At 60.3% G+C, this 20,650-nt stretch carries 19 protein-coding genes; 10 read left to right on the forward strand and 9 right to left on the reverse strand.

Going from position 1 to position 20,650, the window contains the following annotated elements:
• Positions 1-34 precede the first annotated feature (34 nt).
• The 3 genes from MOQ67_RS11600 to sstT form a co-directional block, all read right to left on the reverse strand.
• Positions 35-2,017 carry a 3'-5' exonuclease gene (locus MOQ67_RS11600; protein ID WP_017847026.1) on the reverse strand — a complete coding sequence of 661 codons (1,983 nt, stop codon included), beginning with the start codon at positions 2,015-2,017 and terminating at the stop codon, positions 35-37.
• The gene (locus MOQ67_RS11605; protein WP_017847027.1) at positions 2,014-3,747 is read right to left on the reverse strand and encodes a DEAD/DEAH box helicase; all 1,734 of its coding nucleotides are present in this window, start codon (positions 3,745-3,747) and stop codon (positions 2,014-2,016) included. Before MOQ67_RS11605 ends, MOQ67_RS11600 begins: the two co-directional genes overlap by 4 nt.
• 245 nt (positions 3,748-3,992) lie before the next feature.
• Positions 3,993-5,213 (reverse strand): serine/threonine transporter SstT, encoded by a 1,221-nt coding sequence (sstT, locus tag MOQ67_RS11610; RefSeq protein ID WP_198718161.1) that lies wholly within the window; start codon positions 5,211-5,213, stop codon positions 3,993-3,995.
• A gap of 230 nt (positions 5,214-5,443) precedes the next feature.
• On the opposite strand from sstT, the gene MOQ67_RS11615 reads away from it, so the two are divergent.
• Positions 5,444-6,598, forward strand: a complete 1,155-nt coding sequence (locus MOQ67_RS11615; protein WP_046483161.1) for an MFS transporter — start codon at positions 5,444-5,446, stop codon at positions 6,596-6,598.
• A 4-nt stretch (positions 6,599-6,602) separates the two neighbouring features.
• Here the strand turns inward: MOQ67_RS11615 and nhaR are convergent, their stop codons facing one another.
• Positions 6,603-7,505: a transcriptional activator NhaR gene (gene nhaR / locus MOQ67_RS11620; RefSeq protein WP_017847030.1), complete on the reverse strand. Its 903-nt coding sequence runs from the start codon at positions 7,503-7,505 to the stop codon at positions 6,603-6,605.
• A 134-nt stretch (positions 7,506-7,639) separates the two neighbouring features.
• Between nhaR and MOQ67_RS11625 the strand changes: the two genes are divergently transcribed.
• The 4 genes from MOQ67_RS11625 to mnmH all read left to right on the forward strand — a co-directional run bounded on the left by MOQ67_RS11625 (position 7,640) and on the right by mnmH (position 10,903).
• A complete protein-coding gene (locus MOQ67_RS11625; RefSeq protein ID WP_017847031.1) occupies positions 7,640-7,891 on the forward strand; it encodes a hypothetical protein in 252 nt (83 codons plus the stop codon).
• A gap of 28 nt (positions 7,892-7,919) precedes the next feature.
• Positions 7,920-8,669 (forward strand): TerC family protein, encoded by a 750-nt coding sequence (locus tag MOQ67_RS11630; protein WP_017847032.1) that lies wholly within the window; start codon positions 7,920-7,922, stop codon positions 8,667-8,669.
• A 96-nt stretch (positions 8,670-8,765) separates the two neighbouring features.
• Entirely contained in the window at positions 8,766-9,800 is a 1,035-nt protein-coding gene (selD, locus tag MOQ67_RS11635) for a selenide, water dikinase SelD (protein ID WP_102617824.1), read from the forward strand.
• Positions 9,800-10,903 carry a tRNA 2-selenouridine(34) synthase MnmH gene (mnmH, locus tag MOQ67_RS11640; protein WP_102617823.1) on the forward strand — a complete coding sequence of 368 codons (1,104 nt, stop codon included), beginning with the start codon at positions 9,800-9,802 and terminating at the stop codon, positions 10,901-10,903. The genes selD and mnmH overlap by 1 nt, the downstream gene beginning before the upstream one ends.
• 38 nt (positions 10,904-10,941) lie before the next feature.
• Here the strand turns inward: mnmH and MOQ67_RS11645 are convergent, their stop codons facing one another.
• Together MOQ67_RS11645 and MOQ67_RS11650 are read right to left on the reverse strand one after the other, a co-directional pair.
• Positions 10,942-11,997 carry a permease gene (locus MOQ67_RS11645; protein ID WP_026140034.1) on the reverse strand — a complete coding sequence of 352 codons (1,056 nt, stop codon included), beginning with the start codon at positions 11,995-11,997 and terminating at the stop codon, positions 10,942-10,944.
• A 58-nt stretch (positions 11,998-12,055) separates the two neighbouring features.
• Positions 12,056-12,757: a hypothetical protein gene (locus MOQ67_RS11650; protein ID WP_026140035.1), complete on the reverse strand. Its 702-nt coding sequence runs from the start codon at positions 12,755-12,757 to the stop codon at positions 12,056-12,058.
• 248 nt (positions 12,758-13,005) lie between these two features.
• On the opposite strand from MOQ67_RS11650, the gene MOQ67_RS11655 reads away from it, so the two are divergent.
• The 3 genes from MOQ67_RS11655 (at position 13,006) to hemB (ending at position 15,642) form a co-directional block, all read left to right on the forward strand.
• The gene (locus MOQ67_RS11655; protein WP_017847037.1) at positions 13,006-13,704 is read left to right on the forward strand and encodes a glutathione S-transferase N-terminal domain-containing protein; all 699 of its coding nucleotides are present in this window, start codon (positions 13,006-13,008) and stop codon (positions 13,702-13,704) included.
• Between the two features lie 4 nt (positions 13,705-13,708).
• Positions 13,709-14,551, forward strand: a complete 843-nt coding sequence (locus MOQ67_RS11660) for a PhzF family phenazine biosynthesis protein (protein WP_198718162.1) — start codon at positions 13,709-13,711, stop codon at positions 14,549-14,551.
• 116 nt (positions 14,552-14,667) lie between these two features.
• Positions 14,668-15,642: a porphobilinogen synthase gene (gene hemB / locus MOQ67_RS11665; protein WP_017847039.1), complete on the forward strand. Its 975-nt coding sequence runs from the start codon at positions 14,668-14,670 to the stop codon at positions 15,640-15,642.
• Between the two features lie 55 nt (positions 15,643-15,697).
• On the opposite strand, the gene MOQ67_RS11670 is transcribed toward hemB, so the two are convergent.
• Positions 15,698-16,312 carry a LysE family translocator gene (locus tag MOQ67_RS11670; RefSeq protein WP_046384025.1) on the reverse strand — a complete coding sequence of 205 codons (615 nt, stop codon included), beginning with the start codon at positions 16,310-16,312 and terminating at the stop codon, positions 15,698-15,700.
• A 145-nt stretch (positions 16,313-16,457) separates the two neighbouring features.
• Between MOQ67_RS11670 and MOQ67_RS11675 the strand changes: the two genes are divergently transcribed.
• Together MOQ67_RS11675 and MOQ67_RS11680 are read left to right on the forward strand one after the other, a co-directional pair.
• A complete protein-coding gene (locus MOQ67_RS11675; RefSeq protein WP_198718163.1) occupies positions 16,458-17,543 on the forward strand; it encodes a DUF1615 domain-containing protein in 1,086 nt (361 codons plus the stop codon).
• Between the two features lie 126 nt (positions 17,544-17,669).
• Positions 17,670-18,086, forward strand: coding sequence for a PaaI family thioesterase (locus MOQ67_RS11680; RefSeq protein ID WP_017847042.1), 417 nt, complete (start codon positions 17,670-17,672; stop codon positions 18,084-18,086).
• 20 nt (positions 18,087-18,106) lie between these two features.
• On the opposite strand, the gene MOQ67_RS11685 is transcribed toward MOQ67_RS11680, so the two are convergent.
• Both MOQ67_RS11685 and MOQ67_RS11690 read right to left on the reverse strand, forming a co-directional pair.
• Positions 18,107-19,312, reverse strand: a complete 1,206-nt coding sequence (locus MOQ67_RS11685; protein ID WP_026139890.1) for an ISL3 family transposase — start codon at positions 19,310-19,312, stop codon at positions 18,107-18,109.
• Between the two features lie 150 nt (positions 19,313-19,462).
• Positions 19,463-20,644 (reverse strand): acetyl-CoA C-acetyltransferase, encoded by a 1,182-nt coding sequence (locus tag MOQ67_RS11690; RefSeq protein ID WP_198718795.1) that lies wholly within the window; start codon positions 20,642-20,644, stop codon positions 19,463-19,465.
• Positions 20,645-20,650 lie beyond the last annotated feature (6 nt).

Below are 20,650 nucleotides of genomic sequence, written 5' to 3' on the forward strand. Positions count from 1 at the left end.
AAACAATGACCCTGGGTGTTTTGAGGGTGATATCTCATGTGTGTTCAAACAGCCCGGCGATTTTCTCCGGAAGCGGTGTTGACGAGATCAGCACCAGGCGTTGGCCTGCGCGAGTCATTGCCATGTAGAGCTTGCGAGCGTTTTGCTCAAGCTCGCTTTCGGTAACGCTGTGGCTTTGCACAGTGTTTCGCAGCAGCTTTTCCAGCCCGACCAGAAACACGGCATTAGCTTCCAGTCCGGTCGCGCTTTCTACCGTGGCGATCCGCAGACTTTCATCATGACCGGGCGCCGCGCGCTTATCGTTCATGTCCCAGATTCGGTCTACACCAAAACGCGTCTTCAGCGTTTTAACCAATAGCGCCTTGTCGATCCCTTTGCCGTACAGCAACAACATACCCGACAAAGACCATTCAGCGCTTTTCTGGTGAGCAGCAATTTCATTGCAGGTCTGTGCGATCGCATCCTGTGGGGAGTGCGACAAAACAAACAGCGGCGGCGTGCCCGTTGCCATTCCTTCGAAGTCCGGTTGCAGATAATCGTCCGGATCGGTTTGGGTGATTCCTGCCAGCATCTGATTGGCCGCGCTCAGGATTGCCTGGGTTGTGCGATACGATTTGCGCAGTTTTTTAGTCTTACCTGCCACATCAAGGCCGACGCGTTTCCAACTGAGGCGATTTTTCAGAAAGCCCTGATTCGGATCGGCACATAGAAACAACGTCCCCTCGGTTTTTTCCAGAGTGAGTTTGATCAATTGGAACCAAGAAGGTGCGAAGAACTGGGCCTCGTCCACCAGAATGTGCTGATAGACGTCTAGCGTGTCGTGGCAATTGGCCAGGCATAGATCACGGGACAGGGAGCTCCACAAGCGCAGGCCGGATTGTTTCAGCAGAGCGGTGGTTACGCGCTCGTAAAGTGCCCAGACCTGCTGTCGTTCCTCTTTTCGCAACGCAAAGCCCTGGCCAGCGCGTTCGACCTTGAAGTAATCAACCTCGTTGATGATCACTGTGTCGTTTATAAAATTGAATTCGTCGAGCAGTTGCTCGTTACCCGGCTTCAGGTCAGGGTATTCTATGTTCCGAAAGTGCTGGATAAGATCCAGGGTTTCTTTGTTGTAGCTGGGCATTTTCGGGGTTTCTTTGAACAGCGTCCTCCATTGCTTTGAGATCCAGCTCAGCGCTGTGATGATGGTGAGGTTGGCCGGTATTTCCCCATATACGCGTTGCAGGCGGTGCTTGAGATCTTTCACTACTGGGACGTTGTGGATCAGCATAAGCACCCGTTGGTCAGGAAACTTCCTGGCCAGGATAAGGGCGCGGTTGGCAGCGATGAGCGTTTTGCCACTGCCCGCTACACCATTGACCAGCCTTACAGAAAAGTCACCTGCCATTTCTGTCTGCTCATCCGGTAGCTCCAGATCAAGCTTGCTGGCCCACTCCTGCTGAACGTCCAGAAAGTAGCGTTGCGTCCGGGCACTATTGTCGCGGACGAACTGACGGCGCGTAGTACGGATTCCGGCTATTTCCGCCTCTGGGAAGTAATGGCCCATGATGGTCTGTCTGGCGTCCGTAGATAGGCCTTTAAGCAGTTTGGGCAGTTGCTCCGCGCCGGAGTCAATGAATGTCTTCTTTGACATCAACCATATGCCACGGCCTTCGCAATGCCTCGACCACAAAGCTTTACACTGATCCGAGTCGCAGCCCCACATCACTACCAGCTTGCGCATGGCAGGGATATCCGTCAGTGACTCGAATGTCGACAGCTTCTCCAACATCTGGCTGAATGCTGTTTGCTCTGCGGTTATAAACAACTGACTCGGATCTAGCGTGTCGAACTGCAGCTCGCATACCATCAGCGCCAGCCACTCAAGCTCATCGCGTTGCAGGAAGAAGTCTGGCGACCAGATGCCCTGCGTAATGCATTGGCGTACGACGTAATCACCCTCAAGCTTCTTGAGTACGCGCTTGCATTGCAATCGTGAGCCACTGCTGCGCTGCCATTCAGGTATGAACAGGGTCATCGCGCAAACTCGACTTTATGGCATTGGCTGATCAACTGGCGGTATTGCTCGGCCCAGACCTGTACGACATCGTTGGAGCAGGCAATCCCGCGAGTCAGTTCCGGGCCGATGATTATCAACTTGGTCATCGCACGAGTGATGGAAACGTTCAGGCGTTCGGGCTGGAAGAAAAACTCCCCTATTGCGCTGATAAAGGCCTCGTCGCCACTGGCCAGCGACAGAATGACCAACTCGCGCTCCTGACCTTGCATGCGCTCGACGGTATCGGCCACGACTGTATTGGCGGCATCACGACCGAACTGTTTCGCGAGTGCCTGGCGGATCGCGCGACCTTGAGCACGATAGGGTGTGACAATACCGATTTCGTGCAGTGGTAGTCCCAGTTCGTGCGCTTCTTTGCACAACTGGACGACGTACTTTGCGTCCGTCGGGTTTCGGTTCCTGGCCTTTACGTCTTGCGTAGCGATGAAAACTGCACAGGCTTGCGGATTGAGCGCTTCGCTGACGGCCTTCTGATGACCGACCATCAGCCGTCGGTTTTTGTTATGCCCCGCAGACTGTAATTGTCCGCTGTAGTACATCTGACTGGGCCACTCTGTCAGCCAGCGATTCATTCGGTAGGTTTCTTCCAGCATCACCGTGTGATCGGCGTCTTGGGCTGTCAGGCGCGCGAACACCGACATGGACTCCTTGGACAGAATCGAGCATGAAAGCAGCACAGGAGGTAGTTGTTTTTGGTCACCGATGAAAATGAATCGTTTGCCCTTGCGCATTGCCATCAAGGCGAGAGGCAGGGTGATCTGGCTGGCTTCGTCGAAGATGATGGTGTCGAAACTGTAATTGGCCAATGAGCTGCAAGTCGCAAAGGGTGTTGCGCCAATCACATAGCCTTGGCCTGCGTCAGGCATATGCTCCCAATTGGCTGGTTCGGCTTCCCAATCCACGCTCTTGTCGAGGTCTTCCCGGCGGCCGCCAACCTTGAGGGTCGGCACATTGCGCGCAGCGATCTTACTAAGGGCGTTGTTGATTGCCATATGCGTATGTGAAGTGATGAGCACGTGTTCGCCGCGTGCTACCAGCAGTTGAGCGATCAGGGCCAGCGCTCGGGTCTTTCCGGTACCCGGTGGGCCTTGAATGCAGGCAATCTGTTCCGCGCCCAAGGCAAGGCCCACGGCATACGCCTGTTTCTCGTTACAACCTTCTCCGAGCGCAGTTTGCTCGCCGTATTCAACGTCAGCGTCATTGAAGCTAATGTCCGGCGTATTGCCGAGCAGTGGCAAAATTGCGTTGTTGCCCAGTGAGTCACTTTCTATGTCTTGTAGGGCTTGAATGTACCTAGGGGTCAGATCAATGCCATCCGGGTCGGCGTAGCAGTGACCTTCCTGATAGTCATCCCAGACAAACATTGCCCGATCTGAGCTGAGCAGCCAGCGGTCATCCTCTTCCTTTTCGAACTTCATGCCCTGACACAATACTTGCCCCCGGGCATCGCCAAGGTGCAACCGCAGCAGGTCACCTGTGCGAAAGCGCGATTCGTTGTCGTCTAGGTGGGCCCACAGTTGTTTGGGATTTTCGCTGCGTTCAAGGCGAATAAAGCCCTGTGTCCACCCTTGCAACAGCTTGTCCTGCAAGGCACGTTCCCATATATCACCCAGTTTTTGCAGGTTGGCAGCCTGCTCTGCGTAAACGAATTCGTACAGTTTTTGAATCAGTGGATGCTGTCCAGGCATGGCGGTGAACAATCCTTATCGACCGAGGCTCATGCTGGCAGTGTTACATAATGTTTGTAGTGCGTGCGAGCCAGGGATTGCTCATCTGCACCGCTGATGAAGTTGCTGCGAATACCGGCGATGTAACCTGGCTGAGCACCTGACTTCGTTTCGAGAGGGTGAGGCCCGGCCGTTACAGTGATGCATTTCAAAAAAGCCCGAGGTCGTTCTGCAGGGAACGGCCACGGGCGTTTTTTGTCATTTGTTTAAGTAGGCTGCTCTTCCTTGCCCAGGCACGCCGCCGCAGTAAACAGCACATCGGTGGACGAGTTGAGCGCGGTTTCCGCCGAGTCCTGCAACACACCGATGATGAAACCTACGGCCACCACCTGCATGGCGATATCGCTGGAGATGCCGAACAGGCTGCACGCCAGCGGGATCAGCAGCAGCGAACCGCCGGCCACGCCCGACGCACCGCACGCGCAAATGGCGGCGACTACGCTGAGCAGCACGGCGGTGGGCAGGTCTACGACGATGCCCAGGGTGTGTACGGCGGCCAGGGTCAACACGGTGATGGTGATCGCCGCCCCCGCCATGTTGATGGTGGCGCCCAGCGGGATCGACACCGAGTAGGTGTCTTCATGCAGGCCCAGGCGTTTGCTCAACGCCAGGTTCACCGGAATGTTCGCTGCCGAACTGCGGGTGAAGAATGCCGTGATGCCGCTTTCGCGCAGGCACAGCAATACCAGCGGGTAGGGGTTGCGGCGCAGTTTCCAGAATACGATGGCCGGGTTGACCACCAGCGCCACGAACAGCATGCAGCCGATCAGCACCACCAACAGGTGGGCGTAGCCGAGCAGGGCGCCGAAGCCGGAGGTGGCCAGGGTCGAGGCCACCAGGCCGAAAATCCCCAGGGGCGCGAAGCGGATCACCACGCGCACGATCAAGGTCACGCCGTTGGACAGGTCATCGAGCACCGTGCGAGTGGTTTCGCCGGCATGGCGAATCGCGATGCCCATGCCGATGGCCCAGGCCAGAATGCCGATAAAGTTGGCGTTCATCAGCGCGCTCACCGGGTTGTCCACCACGCTCAGCAACAGGCTCTGCAACACCTCGCCGATGCCGCCGGGGGCGCTCACGGTGGCGTCGTGGGTGGCGAGCACCAGCGGCGAGGGAAACAGCGTGCTGGCGATCACTGCAACCACGGCGGCCGCGAAGGTGCCCAGCAGGTAGAGGAACAGGATCGGCTTGATGTGGGTTTCCTGGCCGTGTTTGTGGTTGGCGATCGACGCCATCACCAGCACGAACACCAGGATCGGCGCCACGGCCTTCAGCGCGGTGACAAACAATTTGCCAATGAAACCGGTGGCCCTGGCGGCGTCGGGCGACACGAAGGCGAGCAGAATGCCGGCGATCAGGCCGATGACGATTTGCGTGACCAGGCTGACGCGCGTGAGTCGTTGGAAAAGGGAAGGGGCAGCAGTCATAAACGGTTGTCTCTGGTTTTTTTAGTAGGACGCAGCATTGCAGGTGGAGCGCGCTGTAGGAAGCGGGCGCGGAGTCTATCATGCTGTAGGAAATGTCCCTGTTGATGCGGCATTCCGTCACCCATTTGCGGCCAATTCGCACAGATCCTGTTAATATCGCCGTCTCTCATCTTTCTTCTTCGTCAGCGGGCCTCCGGGCTTTCGTTGATGTCGTCGTTTCTGGAGTTTTCATGCTGTTTCCCATCCTGCTGCTGTCGGCCGCCGGTTTTACCGTGCTGACCACAGAATTCATTATCGTCGGCCTGTTGCCGTCGATTGCCCGGGACCTGAATGTCAGCGTGTCCCAGGCCGGCCTGCTGGTGACGCTGTTTGCGTTCACCGTGGCGGCGTTCGGCCCGTTTCTCACGGCCTACTGCGCGCGGTTCCAGCGCAAGCGCCTGTTCATCACGATTTTGATCATGTTCGCCGTGGCCAATGGCGTGGCGGCGCTGGCGCCGAATATCTGGGTGATGTCCCTGGCGCGCTTGATTCCGGCGTTGGGCTTGCCGGTGTTCTGGGCGCTGGCCAGTGAAACGGCGGTGGACATCGTCGGCCCGGCATACGCCGGTCGCGCCATCGAGAAGATCGGCTTCGGGATCGTCTGCGCCACCGTCTTCGGCATTCCGGTGGGCACATTGATTTCCGATATGTTCGGCTGGCGCAGCGCGTTTGCGGTCCTCGCGGTGATTGCCTTGGCCAAGGCGCTGCTGCTGTTTGTCTACCTGCCGGTGACACAGGCGAAGAACGCGCAGGTGACGTTGCGCTCGCAATTCAAGCTGTTGCGCAGCCCGTTGATGCAGGGGCATATCCTGCTGTCGATCCTGGTCTTCAGCGGCATGTTCACCGCCTACACCTACCTCGCCGACATCCTTGAGCGCCTGGCCGGCTTCGACGGCACGCTGGTCGGCTGGTGCCTGATGGGCTTTGGCGCGGTCGGGTTGATCGGCAACTCCCTGGGCGGCCGCGCGGTGGATCGCCACCCCTTGATTGCGTCGATGGTGTTCTGCGGGTTCATGATCGGCGGCATGGTCGCGTTGGTGCCGGCGATTCACTCCACCATCGGCCTGGCGGCGGCGATGGCCGTGTGGGGCGTGACCCAGGCGGCGATGTTCCTGGTCAGCCATGTGCGGCTGATGAAGGCCGCGCCGCATGCGCCGGCGTTTGCCGCGTCGCTGAATATTGCCGGTGGAAACCTCGGTATCGGTCTCGGCGCCTTGGTCGGTGGGCATGTGATCGACACCCTCGGCCTGGCCAGCCTGGGCCTGGCCGCGTCCGGGTTCATCCTGGTGTCGATGCTGCTGGCGCTGTGGCTGATGAGCGCCAAACCGCTGCCGACTGGCGCTTGAACCCTTAGGGCAGGGCGGTGAACAGTTCTCGCCTGGCGCCTTCGGTAATCGCCACGATGCCGGGGTGCTTGACCTTGCGTTCCACCGAAATCGCATAGAACGATTCGGTCACCGCCTCGGTCTGGCCAATCAGCGCGACGCCGTACTGGCGCACCACCTCATCGGCGATCACGCTGGGGGCGATAAAGATCCCGCTGCCGGATTGGCCGAATGCCTGCATCAAGGCACTGTCGTCGAACTCGCCGATGATCTTCGGTTGGATCTGTTGCTCGGCAAACCAGCGCAGCAAGCGGCTGCGCACCACGGTCTCTGCCCCCGGAATCAATAGCGGCGCGCCCTGTAAACACTGTGGGAAAACGCCGCGGTGTCGGTCAGCCAATGCTTGGGTAGCGAAAAAACTGATGCCGCATTCGCCCAACTTCTGGCTGTAGCCTTTGATGTCCAGATGCGTGGGCATGGGGCTGTCGGAAATCACCAGGTCGAGGCGCTGGATCGCCAGGTCGGCGAGCAGGCGTTCGAGTTTGTCTTCGCGGCAGGTGATGCGGATCGGCTCGCTGAGCTCCATGGTCGGCGCGATCAGCCGGTAGACGATGGATTTGGGCACCACATCCGCCACCCCGACGCGAAACAGAATCTGCTGCTCATTCGGCTGGGCGCGCAACATCGCCTCCAACTCGTTGCCGGTCTGGAACATCTGCTCGGCATAGGGCAACGCCTGGCGCCCGGCTTCGGTCAGCTCCAACTGACGGCCGACCCGCTGAAACAGGGCGATACCGAAGGTTTGCTCGAGCAGACTGATCTGCCCGCTGATGGTCTGGGGTGTGAGGTTCAGTTGCTCACAGGCGCGCACGATGCTGCCGGTCTTGGCCACCACCCAGAAGTAATGCAATTGTCGGTAATTGAGCATGCCGGCCTACACTTCGTTAAAATCGAAGTATACGCGAGAAAAATACGAATTTTCCTGAAGTGTTCCCCTGCATAGAATGCATCGCTATCGAGGGGTCGCTGTTTGGACCCAATGGTTCTAATGAGGAAAACATCATGAAACTCAATTCTCTGGGCGCGGCATCGTTGCTTGCGCTTTCATTAGTGGTGGTCAGCGGTTGTGATCAGGTCGAAAAAAGCGCACAGCAGGTGATGGGCAAGGCCAGCGAATCGGCCAAGCAAGTGATCGATGACACTCACAAGGCCGCCGAGCAGGCATTGAGTGAAGCGACCCAAGGCCTGATCAGTCCGCAGAAAAAAGACGATCAGCCGCAAAACGAGTCTGAATCGACGCGTAAAGAAGCCTAATTTCCCAGCACAACGTCAGGATTGATCTATGGACTACCTTGTACAACTGGCCGCCAGCCCCACCGCCTGGGTCGCACTGGCGACCTTGATCGTGATGGAAATCGTGTTGGGCATCGATAACCTGATCTTTATCTCGATCCTCACCAACAAATTGCCCGAGCAGCACCGGGCCAAGGCGCGGCGCATCGGCATCAGCATGGCGTTGGTGTTGCGCCTGGGCCTGTTGAGCACCATTGCGTTCATCGTGCAGTTGACCACGCCGGTGTTTGAGATCCTCGGCCAGGCGTTTTCGTGGAAGGACATGATCCTCATCGCCGGCGGCCTGTTCCTGGTCTGGAAGGCAACCACCGAGATCCATCAAAGCATGGACCCGGAGCCTGAAGAGAAGGCCAGCAGCGGCAATGCCGTGTCCATCGGTTTTGCTGCGGCCATCGGCCAGATCCTGATGCTCGACCTGGTGTTCTCCATCGACAGCATCATCACCGCCGTGGGCATGACCGAGCATTTGCCGATCATGATCGTTGCCGTGGTGACCTCGGTCATCGTGATGCTGGTGGCGGCTGAACCGCTGGCCAAGTTCATCCACGACAACCCAACCGTGGTGATGCTGGCCCTGGGCTTCCTGATCATGATCGGCATGACCCTGATCGCCGAAGGCTTCGGCGCCCATGTGCCAAAAGGCTACGTGTATGCGGCCATGGCGTTCTCGGCGGCAATCGAGTGCTTGAACATCGCCCGGCGCAACCGCCACAAGCGGTTGCTGGCCGCCCGCCAGTAATCGCAGCACCCCAAAAAGGCCGGCTGTGCTCGTAAGAGCCCCGCCGGCTTTTTGCCGTCTGTTAGAATCCGCGCACTTGATAGCTTGAGGTCCACCATGAACGAGCCGATTCGCCTTACCCAGTACAGCCATGGCGCGGGGTGTGGCTGCAAGATTTCGCCCCAGGTATTGGAAGTGATCCTCGCCGGCAGCGGCGCACAGAACCTTGACCCCAACCTGTGGGTGGGCAACGCCTCGCGGGACGATGCGGCGGTGTACGCCATCGACGACGAGCGCGGCGTGGTCTCCACCACTGATTTTTTCATGCCGATTGTCGATGACCCGTTCGACTTCGGCCGGATCGCCGCCACCAACGCGATCAGCGATATCTACGCCATGGGCGGCGACCCGTTGATGGCCATCGCTATTCTGGGCTGGCCGGTGAATGTCCTGGCGCCTGAGGTTGCCCGCGAAGTGATCCGTGGCGGCCGCTCCGTGTGCGACGAGGCCGGCATTCCCCTGGCCGGTGGCCACTCCATCGATGCGCCGGAGCCCATCTTCGGCCTGGCCGTGACCGGCATCGTGCAAAAGCGCCATATGAAGCGCAACGACACCGCCACCGTCGGCTGCCGTTTGTACCTGACCAAGCCCCTGGGCATCGGCATCCTGACCACTGCCGAAAAGAAAGGCAAATTGCGCGAGGCGGATATCGGCCTGGCTCGTGACTGGATGTGTACCCTCAACAAGCCTGGCAGCCGCTTCGGCAAACTGGCCGGCGTCACGGCAATGACCGACGTCACCGGCTTCGGGCTTTTGGGCCACTTGGTGGAAATGGCTGACGGCAGCGGCGTGACGGCACGCATCGAATACGACAAAGTCCCACGCCTGCCCGGGATCGAGGACTACCTGGACCAGGGCTGCATGCCGGGCGGCACCTTGCGCAACTTCGACAGCTACGCGAGCAAGCTCGGGCGCCTGCAGGAGCTGCACAAGCGCGTGCTGTGTGACCCGCAGACCAGCGGCGGCCTGCTGATCGCCGTTACGCCCGCGGGCGACGCCGAGTTTCATTCGGTCGCCGGCGAACTGGGCCTGACCCTTGAGCCCATCGGTGAATTGGTTGAGCGACAGACCCACGCGGTAGAGGTGTTTTGATGGCGACTGACATCACCGACTACCGCGACATCTTCCTCAACGACCGGCCGATGATGGATACCCGCGCGCCGGTCGAGTTCGTCAAGGGCGCGTTCCCGGGCGTGGTCAACCTGCCACTGATGACCGATGACGAGCGTCAGCGGGTTGGCACTTGCTACAAACAGCAGGGCCAGCAAGCGGCTATCGTGCTCGGACACGAACTGGTGTCCGGGGCGATCAAGGCCGGGCGTATCGAGCAATGGGCGCGGTTCGCCCAGGCCAATCCCGACGGCTACCTGTACTGCTTTCGTGGCGGGCTGCGCTCGCAGATCGTGCAGCAATGGCTGAAAACCGAAGCCGGTATCGAGTACCCCCGCGTCGGCGGCGGCTACAAAGCCATGCGTGGTTTTTTGCTGGAGACCGTCGAACAGGCAGTCGCCGAGTGTGATTTCGTGTTGCTGGGCGGCATGACCGGCACTGGCAAGACCGAAGTACTCGGCCAACTGCGCAACGCCCTGGACCTGGAGGGCCACGCCAACCATCGCGGTTCCAGCTTCGGCAAGCGGGCCACGGTGCAACCGTCCAACATCGACTTCGAGAACCGCCTGGCGGTGGACCTGCTGAAAAAACGCGCGGGCGGCGTCGAGCAGTTTGTGGTCGAGGATGAGAGCCGCATGATCGGCAGTTGTGCGCTGCCGTTGCCGTTGCACAAGGGCATGCAGACCTTTGCGATGGTGTGGCTGGAAGACACTGTCGAAGGCCGGGTTGAACGTATCCTGCGCGATTACGTGGTCGACCTTTGCGCCGAATTCATCGCGGTATTTGGCGAAACCGGCTACGTCCTGTTTGGCGAGCGCCTGACCCAGAGCCTGGCCAATATCCACAAGCGCCTGGGCGGCGAGCGTTTCCAGCGGTTGCAGGCGATTCTGCAGGACGCCCTGGCGGAACAGACCCGCAGCGGCGCTGTGGACCTGCACCGGGTGTGGATCGAAGGGTTGCTGCGCGAGTACTACGACCCGATGTACGCCTTCCAGCGTGAAAGCAAAGGCGCGCGCATCGAGTTTGTCGGGGAGCAGGCAGCGGTGGTGGAGTATTTGCGCGAGCGTGGTGCGTTGCGAGGTTGATGCTTGCCTGCAATAAGGCCCTCAACCCCGCCTGCCACTTACAGAATCGCCGCTCCAATCAAGCCGCAGACCACGCCTACCAGCATGGTCAAGCCGGCCACGGTGACCAGCACCCGCGCGTCGAAATCCTTGCGCAACATCAGCAGCGAAGGCAGGCTCACGCTCGGCAGGGTCATCAACAGGGCCACTGCCGGGCCGCTGCCCATGCCCAGCGTCATCATGGTTTGTACGATAGGAATCTCCGCGGCGGTCGGAATCACGAACAGCGTGCCGACAATCGCCAGCGGCACCAGCCACAGCAGGCTGTCGGCCATCGCCCCATCCACATGAGGAAACAGCCAGACCCGCGCTGCGCCCAACACCAGCACTGCCAGGATATACACCGGGATCGTGCTCCAGAACAGTTGCCACAGGGTGCGCAACCAGCGGCTGAAAAACGGTTGCGACTCGATCACGCTGGCCTCGGCCACCGCGCCCAGCGCTGCTTCCGGCACTTGTTCCGGGCGCGCGATGCGCTGGGCCACCAGGGACACGCCCACCACCAGCACAATCCCCGCCACCAGCCTTAACGCCGTGAAGCCCCAGCCCAGCACAAACCCCATGAATACCAGGGTGGCCGGGTTCAGCACCGGGTTGGCGATCCAGAACGCCAGCGCCGCGCCCACCGACACTTGCTGCCGGCGCATGCCTGCCGCCACCGGTGCCGCGCAGCAACTGCACATCATTCCGGGCAGCGCGAACAGCCCGCCGCGCAGGGTCGAACCCAGCCCGGCACGCCCGAACAGGCGCAGCAACCAGTCGCGGGGGATCAACACTTGCAGCAACGAGCCCAAGATCACCGCCAAAACGGCGGCTTTCCAAATCGCCAGGAAATACACCTGGGCATAGGCCAGCGCCGCGGCCAGTGGCGAGGTTTGCTGGTCATTGAGAATCGACGCGCCGATGCTGTGGTTGTCGGCGGCGACAAATGCCTTGAAGTAGTAGGGCGACCACTTCACGTAGTAGAGGCCGATGCAGGCGACCAGCAGGAACAGCGCTGGTTTCCACCAGAACGACCAGCCCCGGTTGGGCTGGGTGGAGACGAGGTTGGACATGGTGTTGATCCGCAGATGAGTCAATAGCCGCGCATCATACGCCGCTATCGCCCATCCTTCAGATATCTGCGCTGATCTGCGTCGCCGGTGGGCAGGTTTGTTCGCCGTTGTTCAGGCCCTGCTTGTAGTTGCGGCTCAGCAGCGAGGCCTTGCCGTTATGCCAGGTGAGCGTCAACACATACAACGTGTCGTAGTCATTGCCGGACCAGTCTTGGGTGATGGTGTGCTTTTCGCCCACCGCTTCGCTGGCCACCTTGTTGATCAATTCCGGCAGATAGCCGTGGGACCAGGCGGTGTAGATGATGGCGTTGTGGTACTTGTTTTCCACCAGTTCGTCGGCGAGGGCGCTGGTGTCATTCGCCGAAAACGTGATGTTCACCGGCAAGCCGAGCTTGATCGCGCTGGGGCTGATGGTCATCAGTGGGCGAATGTAGCTGTAGGAATTATCTTTTTCGCCTTCCTCGACATTGCGCGTCGGGTTGGCGGCGAAGACGAAGTTGGCCTTGCCGAACTTTTCCGGCAGCACGGTAGCCAGGTTCATCGCACGGTTCAGGCCCTGGCAATTGAGTTGGCCCAGGCCGCCGACGGGTTTTTCGCCGTGGCGCAGGAACACCAGGGTTTGCACGCCGTCCACCGATTCGGCGCGGCTGATGCGCGATTGCAGGGTCAGGTCGAGGGCGCCGCCGACCAGCAACAGCGGTAATATGATGTATGAATATCGTTTGAGGCGTTGCGCAAGGCACAGAGGCTTTATTGTCATTGGGTTCGAGTCTTCAGTGCATCGGATTAAGGCGGACAAGCCCGGCCCCAGTGACACACGCGGCGTCCTGCGGGTTCCGTGTCTTATTAACAGGGTGCCTCCATTCACCGTTCAGCGCACTTAAGAGTCCACTCGGCCACTTTGGTTCGCTCGTGGGGGAGAGTAGCGAGGGCATGTTGCGCAATGATGACCCATGCAGGATGCCGGGCAGATGATTATCATGGGGGTTTTCGCCGAGGGATATCCCGATGAATTCACTCGCCGCTTTCCCGATCAACCGTAAATGGCCCGCCCAGCATCCGGAGCGTCTGCAACTGTATTCGCTGCCCACGCCCAACGGGGTAAAAGTCTCGATCATGCTCGAAGAGCTGGGCCTGCCCTATGAGGCGCACAAGGTCAGCTTCGAGACCCAGGACCAGCTGTCGCCCGAGTTCCTGTCGCTGAACCCCAACAACAAGATTCCCGCGATCATCGACCCCAACGGCCCCGGCGGTCAGCCGTTGGCGCTGTTCGAGTCCGGTGCGATCCTGCTGTACCTGGCGGAAAAAACCAGCCAGTTGCTTTCCGAAGACCCGGCGACACGTTATGAAACCATTCAGTGGCTGATGTTCCAGATGTCCGGCATCGGCCCGATGTTTGGCCAGGTGGGGTTCTTCAACAAGTTCGCCGGCAAGGCCTACGAAGACAAGCGCCCGCGCGACCGCTACGTCGCCGAGTCGCGGCGCTTGCTGGAGGTCTTGGAAAAACGCCTGCTGGGCCGCACCTGGATCATGGGCGACGACTACAGCATCGCGGACATCGCGACGTTTCCGTGGATCCGTAACCTGATCGGTTTCTACGAATCCGGTGACCTGGTCGGCATCGCCGATTTCCCCAATGTGCTGCGCGCGCTGGACGGCTTTGTCGCACGTCCGGCAGTGATCCGTGGCCTGAACATTCCGAGCTGAGCCCATGCCGACTTTCGATTTCAAACAACTGGATGTCTTCAGCAGTGTGTCGCTCAAAGGCAACCCGCTGGCAGTAGTGCTGGGGGCCGACAGCCTCAACGAGCAACAGATGGCCGACTTCGCCAAGTGGACCAACCTCAGCGAAACCACGTTTTTACTCACGCCCCGCGATCCACGGGCTGACTACCGGGTAAGAATCTTCACCACCTTGCAGGAGCTACCGTTCGCCGGGCACCCGACGCTGGGCAGTTGCCATGCATGGTTGCAGGCGGGGGGCATTGCGCGAGGGGAGGAAATTATCCAGGAGTGCGAAATCGGCCTGGTGCGTATCCGTCGCCAAGGCGATGAGCTGGCGTTTATCGCGCCGCCGTTGTTGCGCTCGGGCCCGCTGGAGGCGGCGTTGCTGGAGCGCGTGCGGCTGGGGTTGGGCCTGGCGCCGGAGGCTATTGTGCGCAGTCAGTGGGTGGACAACGGCGCAGGTTGGCTGGCGGTGATGCTGGCCGACCGCCAGGCGGTGCTCGATCTGCAGCCCGATTACTCGCAGTTGCTCGGTCTGGCGGTGGGCGTGATTGCCCCCTGCGATCCCGAACGCGACGCTGTAGACACGCACTTTGAAGTGCGCGCGTTCATCGCCGGCGACGGGTCCCCGGAAGACCCTGCCACCGGCAGCTTGAATGCCGGGGTGGCCCAATGGCTGTTGGACGAAGGCCTGGCACCGAACTGTTACGTGGTCAGCCAGGGCACGGCCATGGGGCGCGCGGGGCGTATCCGCATCGAGCGCCAGGGCGATGAGATCTGGGTCGGCGGTGCCGTGGCGGTGTGCATCGAAGGGCGTCTACAGCTCTAGATCAATGCAATTGTTGTGGGCCTTGCCATAAACTATTGTCTGCCTGGCATTTGCGCTGCCGGGGTCGGGGGGCATACGCTTTCGCCCCAACGTTTTTAGCCTTATTCAGGACAGCCATGACCAGCCAGTTCCCTCAAGCCCGCCCACGCCGTCTGCGCCGCTCCCCGGAGTTGCGTAGCTTGTTCCAGGAAACCGAGTTCACCCTCAACGATCTGGTGCTGCCGATTTTCGTCGAAGAAGAAATCGACGACTTCGTACCGATCACCAGCATGCCGGGTGTGTTGCGCATCCCTGAGAAAAAGCTGGCCGGGGAAATCGAGCGCTATGCCCGCGCCGGGATCAAATCGGTGATGACCTTTGGCGTGTCCCACCACCTGGACGCCAGTGGCAGCGACACCTGGAAGGAGCGCGGCCTGGTCTCGCGCATGTCCTCGATCATCAAGGACGCCGTGCCGGAAATGATCGTGATGTCTGACACCTGTTTCTGCGAATACACCGATCATGGCCATTGCGGTGTGATGCATGGCGCCCATGTCGACAACGACGCGACCTTGGTCAACCTCGGCAAGCAAGCCGTGGCGGCGGCTCGTGCCGGTGCCGATGTGATCGCGCCGTCGGCGGCGATGGACGGCCAGGTTCAGGCGATTCGCCGGGCGTTGGATGACGCCGGTTTTACCCATATTCCGATCATGGCCTACTCCACCAAATTTGCTTCGGCCCTCTACGGCCCGTTCCGTGAAGCGGGTGGCAGCGCGCTCAAGGGCGACCGCAAAAGCTACCAGATGAACCCGATGAACCGCCGCGAAGCCGTGCGTGAATCGCTGCTGGACGAGCAGGAAGGCGCGGATGCGCTGATGGTCAAACCGGCCGGTGCCTACCTCGACATCATCCGCGACATCCGCGAAGCCTCGCGCCTGCCGGTGGCGGCGTATCAGGTCAGCGGCGAGTACGCGATGATCAAATTCGGTGCTCAGGCAGGCGCGATCGATGAGGACCGCGTGGTGCGGGAAACCCTGGGTTCGATCAAGCGCGCCGGCGCGGACCTGATCTTCACTTACTTCGCCATGGACCTGGCGCTGGCAGGGATCTAAAGCGCCCAATCTGTGGGGCGGGTAAGCCCGTCCCCACAGTGGGTTGCAGTGTTTTTCAGCGCTGTGCGAGCGCCAGGTTCAAGCCCAACCCCGCAAAGGCCGCCGCAAAACTGCGCCGCAGCCAGTTCTGTACCCGTGGTGACTCGATCACTGCGCGGCGAAACACATTGGCCAGCAGGCCATACACCACAAACACCGCAAACGTCATGGCCATGAACACGCCGCTCAGCACCAGCATTTGCAAGGCCGGCGCCGTGCTGGCCGGTGTGACGAACTGAGGCAGGAAGGCCAGGAAGAAAATCGTCAGCTTGGGGTTGAGAATATTCAGCAAAAAACCGCGCAGCATCAGGCCACGGGCCGTGGTTGCCGTTGGTGTGTCATTCACCGCGAAGGCCGAACGATCGCGCCAAGTGGCGTAGGCCAGGTACAGCAAGTAGGCGGCTCCGGCGAATTTCAGCGCTTCGAATGCCAATGCGCTGGTGTGCAGCAGGGCGGAAAGGCCGAGTATGGATGCCAATAAGTGCGGGATGATCCCAGCGGTACAGCCCAGCGCGGCGAACACGCTGGCGCGCTTGCCGGCCATGAGCCCCGTGGACACGGTAAAGATCACGCCGGTGCCGGGAATCAGCACAACGATCAGGCAGGTGATGAGAAAGTTCATGCTGAGCATGACATTCAAACTCCTTGTACGAATGGTCGGTGAAAGATCCTGTCATATTCGCATTGTGTTGGCGAGGGGGCCACAGGGCGAACCCGCGTTAGACTTATCGGTCGATATTTGCATCGCCCGGCCCATCGCCCCTCAAGGAAGCCCCATGCACCTACGCCGCCTGATCCTGTGTCTCACGCCCTTGCTGGTGCTGGCCGGTTGCTCGACCACACGCGGCCCGCAACAGCCGGAGCGCAGTGAAGCTGAGGTCAAGGCGCAGATCGTGCGTTTGCTGCCCGCCAAGGTCGCCGATCGCAACGGTTGGGCCCAGGATATCTACACCGCTTTCGATACCCAGCACATCTACCCGAGTACCGAAAACATCTGCGCCGTGCTGGCGGTGACCGAGCAAGAGTCCACTTTCCAGGTCGACCCACCTGTGCCGAACATGGGCAAGATCGCCCAGGATGAAATCCTGCGCCGTGCCGGCAAGGTGCATGTGCCGGCGGTGTTGGTCCGCACGGCACTGCAACTGCGTTCGCCCACTGGTAAGTCTTACGCCGATCGCTTGAACGCCGCACGCACGGAGAAAGACCTGAGCGGGATCTTCGATGACTTCATCAGCATGGTGCCCTTGGGCAACACGCTGTTCGGCGGTTTCAACCCAGTACACACCGCCGGCCCGATGCAAGTCAGCATCGACTTTGCGCAGAAGCAGGCGCGGGGTTATCCCTACACGGTAGACGGCACGATCCGTCGGGAAGTGTTCACGCGACGTGGCGGCATGTACTTCGGCATCGCCCATTTGCTTGGTTATCCGGTGAGTTATGACCGGCCGCTGTACCGGTTTGCCGACTTCAACGCCGGTTGGTACGCCAGCCGCAACGCCGCGTTCCAGGCCGCCGTCAGCCGCGTCTCAGGCACCGAGTTGGCGCTGGACGGGGATTTGATCCGCTACGGCTCGCTGCTGCCCGGCAGCACCGAATTGGCAGTGCGTTCCCTCGGCGTCCGGCTGGGCATGCGCAACCCCAGCATCCGCAGTCAGCTGGAGCAGGGCGAGCAATTGGATTTTGAGCAGACCACGCTCTACACACGCGTGTTTGCCCTGGCCGACACGGCGGCCGGCAAACCGCTGCCGCGCGCGATCCTGCCGGGCATCGTACTCAAGAGTCCGAAGATCACCCGCAACCTGACCACTGCCTGGTTCGCCCAGCGGGTGGACGAGCGCTATCAGCGTTGTATGAAGCGCTGAGGCCGGTCCTGAGCGGGGTTGGCGAATCAGCCCCAGGCATTGCAGAGGATATGTGCGGCTGATGGTAATGGTCGCCGTGTGAGGCCTGGGGTACACCTCATGCCTGACTCCAAGGAAGACTCTGCGATGATCGCTCACGCCGTGCCCGAAGGTTTTGTCTCACTGCCGCGCAGCAGCCCGCTGCTCGACTTGTTGGGCCCGGCGTATTGCCGGGGTGAAGGTCTGCAACTGGAAATCGGCCTGCGCGCCGACAACCGTCATGCCAATGGCCGCGGCACGGTGCATGGCGGGGTGTTGGCGACCCTGGCGGATATCGGCATGGGCTACGCGATGGCGTTTTCCAGTGAGCCGCCATTGCCGTTGATTACCGCGAGCATGACTGTCGATTACCTGGGCGCGGTGCAAGTGGGGGAGTGGATCGTGGTACGACTGGAGCATCACAAGCGTGGCCGGCAAATGGCGTTTGCCACGGTGAGTCTGCAGGTGGGGGAGAAAGTCGTGGCGCGGGCGAACGCGGTGTTTGCGGTGCCGCGTGCGGACTGACAGGCGAAAAAAAAGGTTCTTCACGGATTGCCGGGAAAGACGCTCTTGATCTTCATGAAAAAGAATTCGCTGTCCCGGTAACCGTACGCCATTCGTTTGATGACCTTTATTCGATTGTTTATTCCTTCCAACTGACCGGTGTGCATTGGCCAGCGTACCCGGCTCACGATGCCCCGCCAGTAGCCTTTTAGTCGCTTTGCGAACTGGATCAGTGCGGGTATTTCGCTTTCTTGAGCATGACGCAGCCACTGCTTCCAGGCTGATCTCCAGTCCCAGGCATCGCTCGGCGCCCAGAGCATTTTGAGCTCGGCCTTCATCAAGTAGACCGTCATTAACGATTGGTTAGCGGCCAGCAGATCCTGTAAATGAACCTGCTGTTCCGGCTTTTTCAGGTTCTCCGGGTTACGCAATAGCAACCATCGCGCTTGCTTTATGATCTTTCGAGCGGGCTTGTCATGGCGCAATCGGTTCGCCTCGTCAACGCGAACACGATCAATCACTTCTCGGCCATATTTGGCGACCACATGGAAAAGGTCATAAATCACCCGTGCTTTTGGGCAGTGTTGGCGAACCTCCAGGTCATAAGCCGTGTTCATGTCCATCGCTACCGCTTCAATTCGGGCGCACCCTTCTGGCCCCAGCTCTTCGAAAAACGGTCTGACTGCCGCTCGGCTACGGCCTTCGCCGATCCAAAGCACTCGCCGAGTATCAGCGTCCAACACCACGCTGGCGTAGCGATGACCTTTGAATAACGCGAACTCGTCCATTATCAAGCGCCGTGGTTGGGCCTTGGGTAAGGCACTCAACGCCGCTTGCAGAGCGCGCCGCTCCAGCAACCGAACGGTGTCCCAGTGCAGCCCGAACATTTGCGCAACATGCAGTGTAGGAAGGCGTTCGCAGGCTTGAATAACGGCCTCTGCCAGCCGGCGCGTCATGCGGGCATAGCGATCCAGCCAACTGACGACCTCCATGCGCTTGCCACAATCACGGCAACTAACACGCCTGAGCTGCACGTTGAGGCGGACTGCACGACCGAGAATCGGCAAGTCACGCACGACTCGATCGCAGTACTCATGAGTTGTTGAACAGAGCTTTTGGCAGCCACCACAGGTGGGAAATCGCGTGGCCTGGGGGATCAGATCGATTTGAAGGGCATCGCCGTCAGGTTTGATCGCAACGACAGAAAAGCCCTCCCAAAAAGGAAGGAAAGTATTAATATTGCGCATAAGAACGCCGGTTTTTTAGATGTGTTTGCTCGCACGAACATCATCCATCAAATCGGCGTTCTTGTTTCTGTGTTTCCCGGGATTCCGTGAAGAACCAAAAAAAAGCCCGGTTTTTCGTGGAACCGGGCCTTTTCGTGTGTTGCTCTTGAATCAGCTGCGCTCAAGGGCCAGGGCTACGCCTTGGCCGCCACCGATGCACAGTGTCGCCAGGCCTTTTTTGGCGTCGCGCTTGATCATTTCGTGCAGCAGGGTCACCAGTATGCGGCAGCCTGATGCGCCGATCGGGTGGCCAATGGCAATCGCGCCGCCGTTGACGTTGACTTTGTCGGCGTCCCATTCCAGCTCTTTGGCCACCGCCAGGGATTGCGCGGCAAAGGCTTCGTTGGCTTCGACCAGGTCCAGGTCGCCGACGCTCCAGCCGGCTTTGTCCAGGCAGCGGCGGGTGGCCGCGACCGGGCCGATGCCCATGATGGCCGGGTCGACGCCGGCATTGGCGTAGCTGGCGATACGCGCCAGAACGGGCAGGCCAAGGGCCTTGGCCTTGTCGGCGCTCATCAGCAGCACGGCGGCGGCGCCGTCGTTGAGGCTGGATGCGTTGCCCGCGGTGACGCTGCCGTCTTTCTTGAACGCGGGTTTGAGTTTGGCCAACGACTCGGCGGTGGTGCCGGCGCGCGGTTGTTCATCCACGGCGAAGGCCACCGGGTCGCCCTTGCGCTGCGGGATCAGAATCGGCGTGATCTCATCGGCAAAGCGGCCGGCTTCGATGGCGGCGACGGCTTTTTGCTGGGACGCGGCGGCGAAGGCGTCCTGGGCTTCACGGCTGATGCCGTACTTGTCCACCAGGTTCTCGGCGGTGATGCCCATGTGGTAGTCGTTGAATGCATCCCACAGGCCGTCGGTGATCATGCTGTCGATCATCTTGGCGTGGCCCATGCGCAAACCGGTGCGCGCACCAGGTAATACGTAGGGGGACAGGCTCATGTTCTCCATGCCGCCGGCGATGATCACGTCGGCATCGCCACAACGGATGGCCTGGGCGCCCAGGTGCAGGGCCTTGAGGCCCGAACCGCAGACCTTGTTCAAGGTCATCGCGGGTACGGCATGGGGCAAGCCGGCGAGGATCGACGCCTGGCGCGCCGGGTTCTGGCCTGAGCCTGCGGTGAGTACGTGGCCGAGGATCACTTCATCCACCTGGGCCGGGTCGAGGCCGGTCTGCTCCAACAGGCGACGGATTACGGCAGCGCCCAACTCCGGTGCCGGGATGCTCGCGAGCGATCCTTGAAAACTGCCTACGGCGGTACGTGTGGCAGCAACAATCACAACGTCTTGCATGGAATG

Source organism: Pseudomonas sp. LY-1 (genome assembly GCF_053502595.1).

Excerpts from the sequence above, each read along its gene's own strand:
- MOQ67_RS11600 (WP_017847026.1), bottom strand. The coding sequence starts at position 2,017 with ATGACCCTGTTCATACCTGAATGGCAGCGCAGCAGTGGCTCACGATTG.
- MOQ67_RS11605 (WP_017847027.1), bottom strand. The coding sequence starts at position 3,747 with ATGCCTGGACAGCATCCACTGATTCAAAAACTGTACGAATTCGTTTAC.
- sstT (WP_198718161.1), bottom strand. The coding sequence starts at position 5,213 with ATGACTGCTGCCCCTTCCCTTTTCCAACGACTCACGCGCGTCAGCCTG.
- MOQ67_RS11615 (WP_046483161.1), top strand. The coding sequence starts at position 5,444 with ATGCTGTTTCCCATCCTGCTGCTGTCGGCCGCCGGTTTTACCGTGCTG.
- nhaR (WP_017847030.1), bottom strand. The coding sequence starts at position 7,505 with ATGCTCAATTACCGACAATTGCATTACTTCTGGGTGGTGGCCAAGACC.
- MOQ67_RS11625 (WP_017847031.1), top strand. The coding sequence starts at position 7,640 with ATGAAACTCAATTCTCTGGGCGCGGCATCGTTGCTTGCGCTTTCATTA.
- MOQ67_RS11630 (WP_017847032.1), top strand. The coding sequence starts at position 7,920 with ATGGACTACCTTGTACAACTGGCCGCCAGCCCCACCGCCTGGGTCGCA.
- selD (WP_102617824.1), top strand. The coding sequence starts at position 8,766 with ATGAACGAGCCGATTCGCCTTACCCAGTACAGCCATGGCGCGGGGTGT.
- mnmH (WP_102617823.1), top strand. The coding sequence starts at position 9,800 with ATGGCGACTGACATCACCGACTACCGCGACATCTTCCTCAACGACCGG.
- MOQ67_RS11645 (WP_026140034.1), bottom strand. The coding sequence starts at position 11,997 with ATGTCCAACCTCGTCTCCACCCAGCCCAACCGGGGCTGGTCGTTCTGG.
- MOQ67_RS11650 (WP_026140035.1), bottom strand. The coding sequence starts at position 12,757 with ATGACAATAAAGCCTCTGTGCCTTGCGCAACGCCTCAAACGATATTCA.
- MOQ67_RS11655 (WP_017847037.1), top strand. The coding sequence starts at position 13,006 with ATGAATTCACTCGCCGCTTTCCCGATCAACCGTAAATGGCCCGCCCAG.
- MOQ67_RS11660 (WP_198718162.1), top strand. The coding sequence starts at position 13,709 with ATGCCGACTTTCGATTTCAAACAACTGGATGTCTTCAGCAGTGTGTCG.
- hemB (WP_017847039.1), top strand. The coding sequence starts at position 14,668 with ATGACCAGCCAGTTCCCTCAAGCCCGCCCACGCCGTCTGCGCCGCTCC.
- MOQ67_RS11670 (WP_046384025.1), bottom strand. The coding sequence starts at position 16,312 with ATGCTCAGCATGAACTTTCTCATCACCTGCCTGATCGTTGTGCTGATT.
- MOQ67_RS11675 (WP_198718163.1), top strand. The coding sequence starts at position 16,458 with ATGCACCTACGCCGCCTGATCCTGTGTCTCACGCCCTTGCTGGTGCTG.
- MOQ67_RS11680 (WP_017847042.1), top strand. The coding sequence starts at position 17,670 with ATGATCGCTCACGCCGTGCCCGAAGGTTTTGTCTCACTGCCGCGCAGC.
- MOQ67_RS11685 (WP_026139890.1), bottom strand. The coding sequence starts at position 19,312 with ATGCGCAATATTAATACTTTCCTTCCTTTTTGGGAGGGCTTTTCTGTC.
- MOQ67_RS11690 (WP_198718795.1), bottom strand. The coding sequence starts at position 20,644 with ATGCAAGACGTTGTGATTGTTGCTGCCACACGTACCGCCGTAGGCAGT.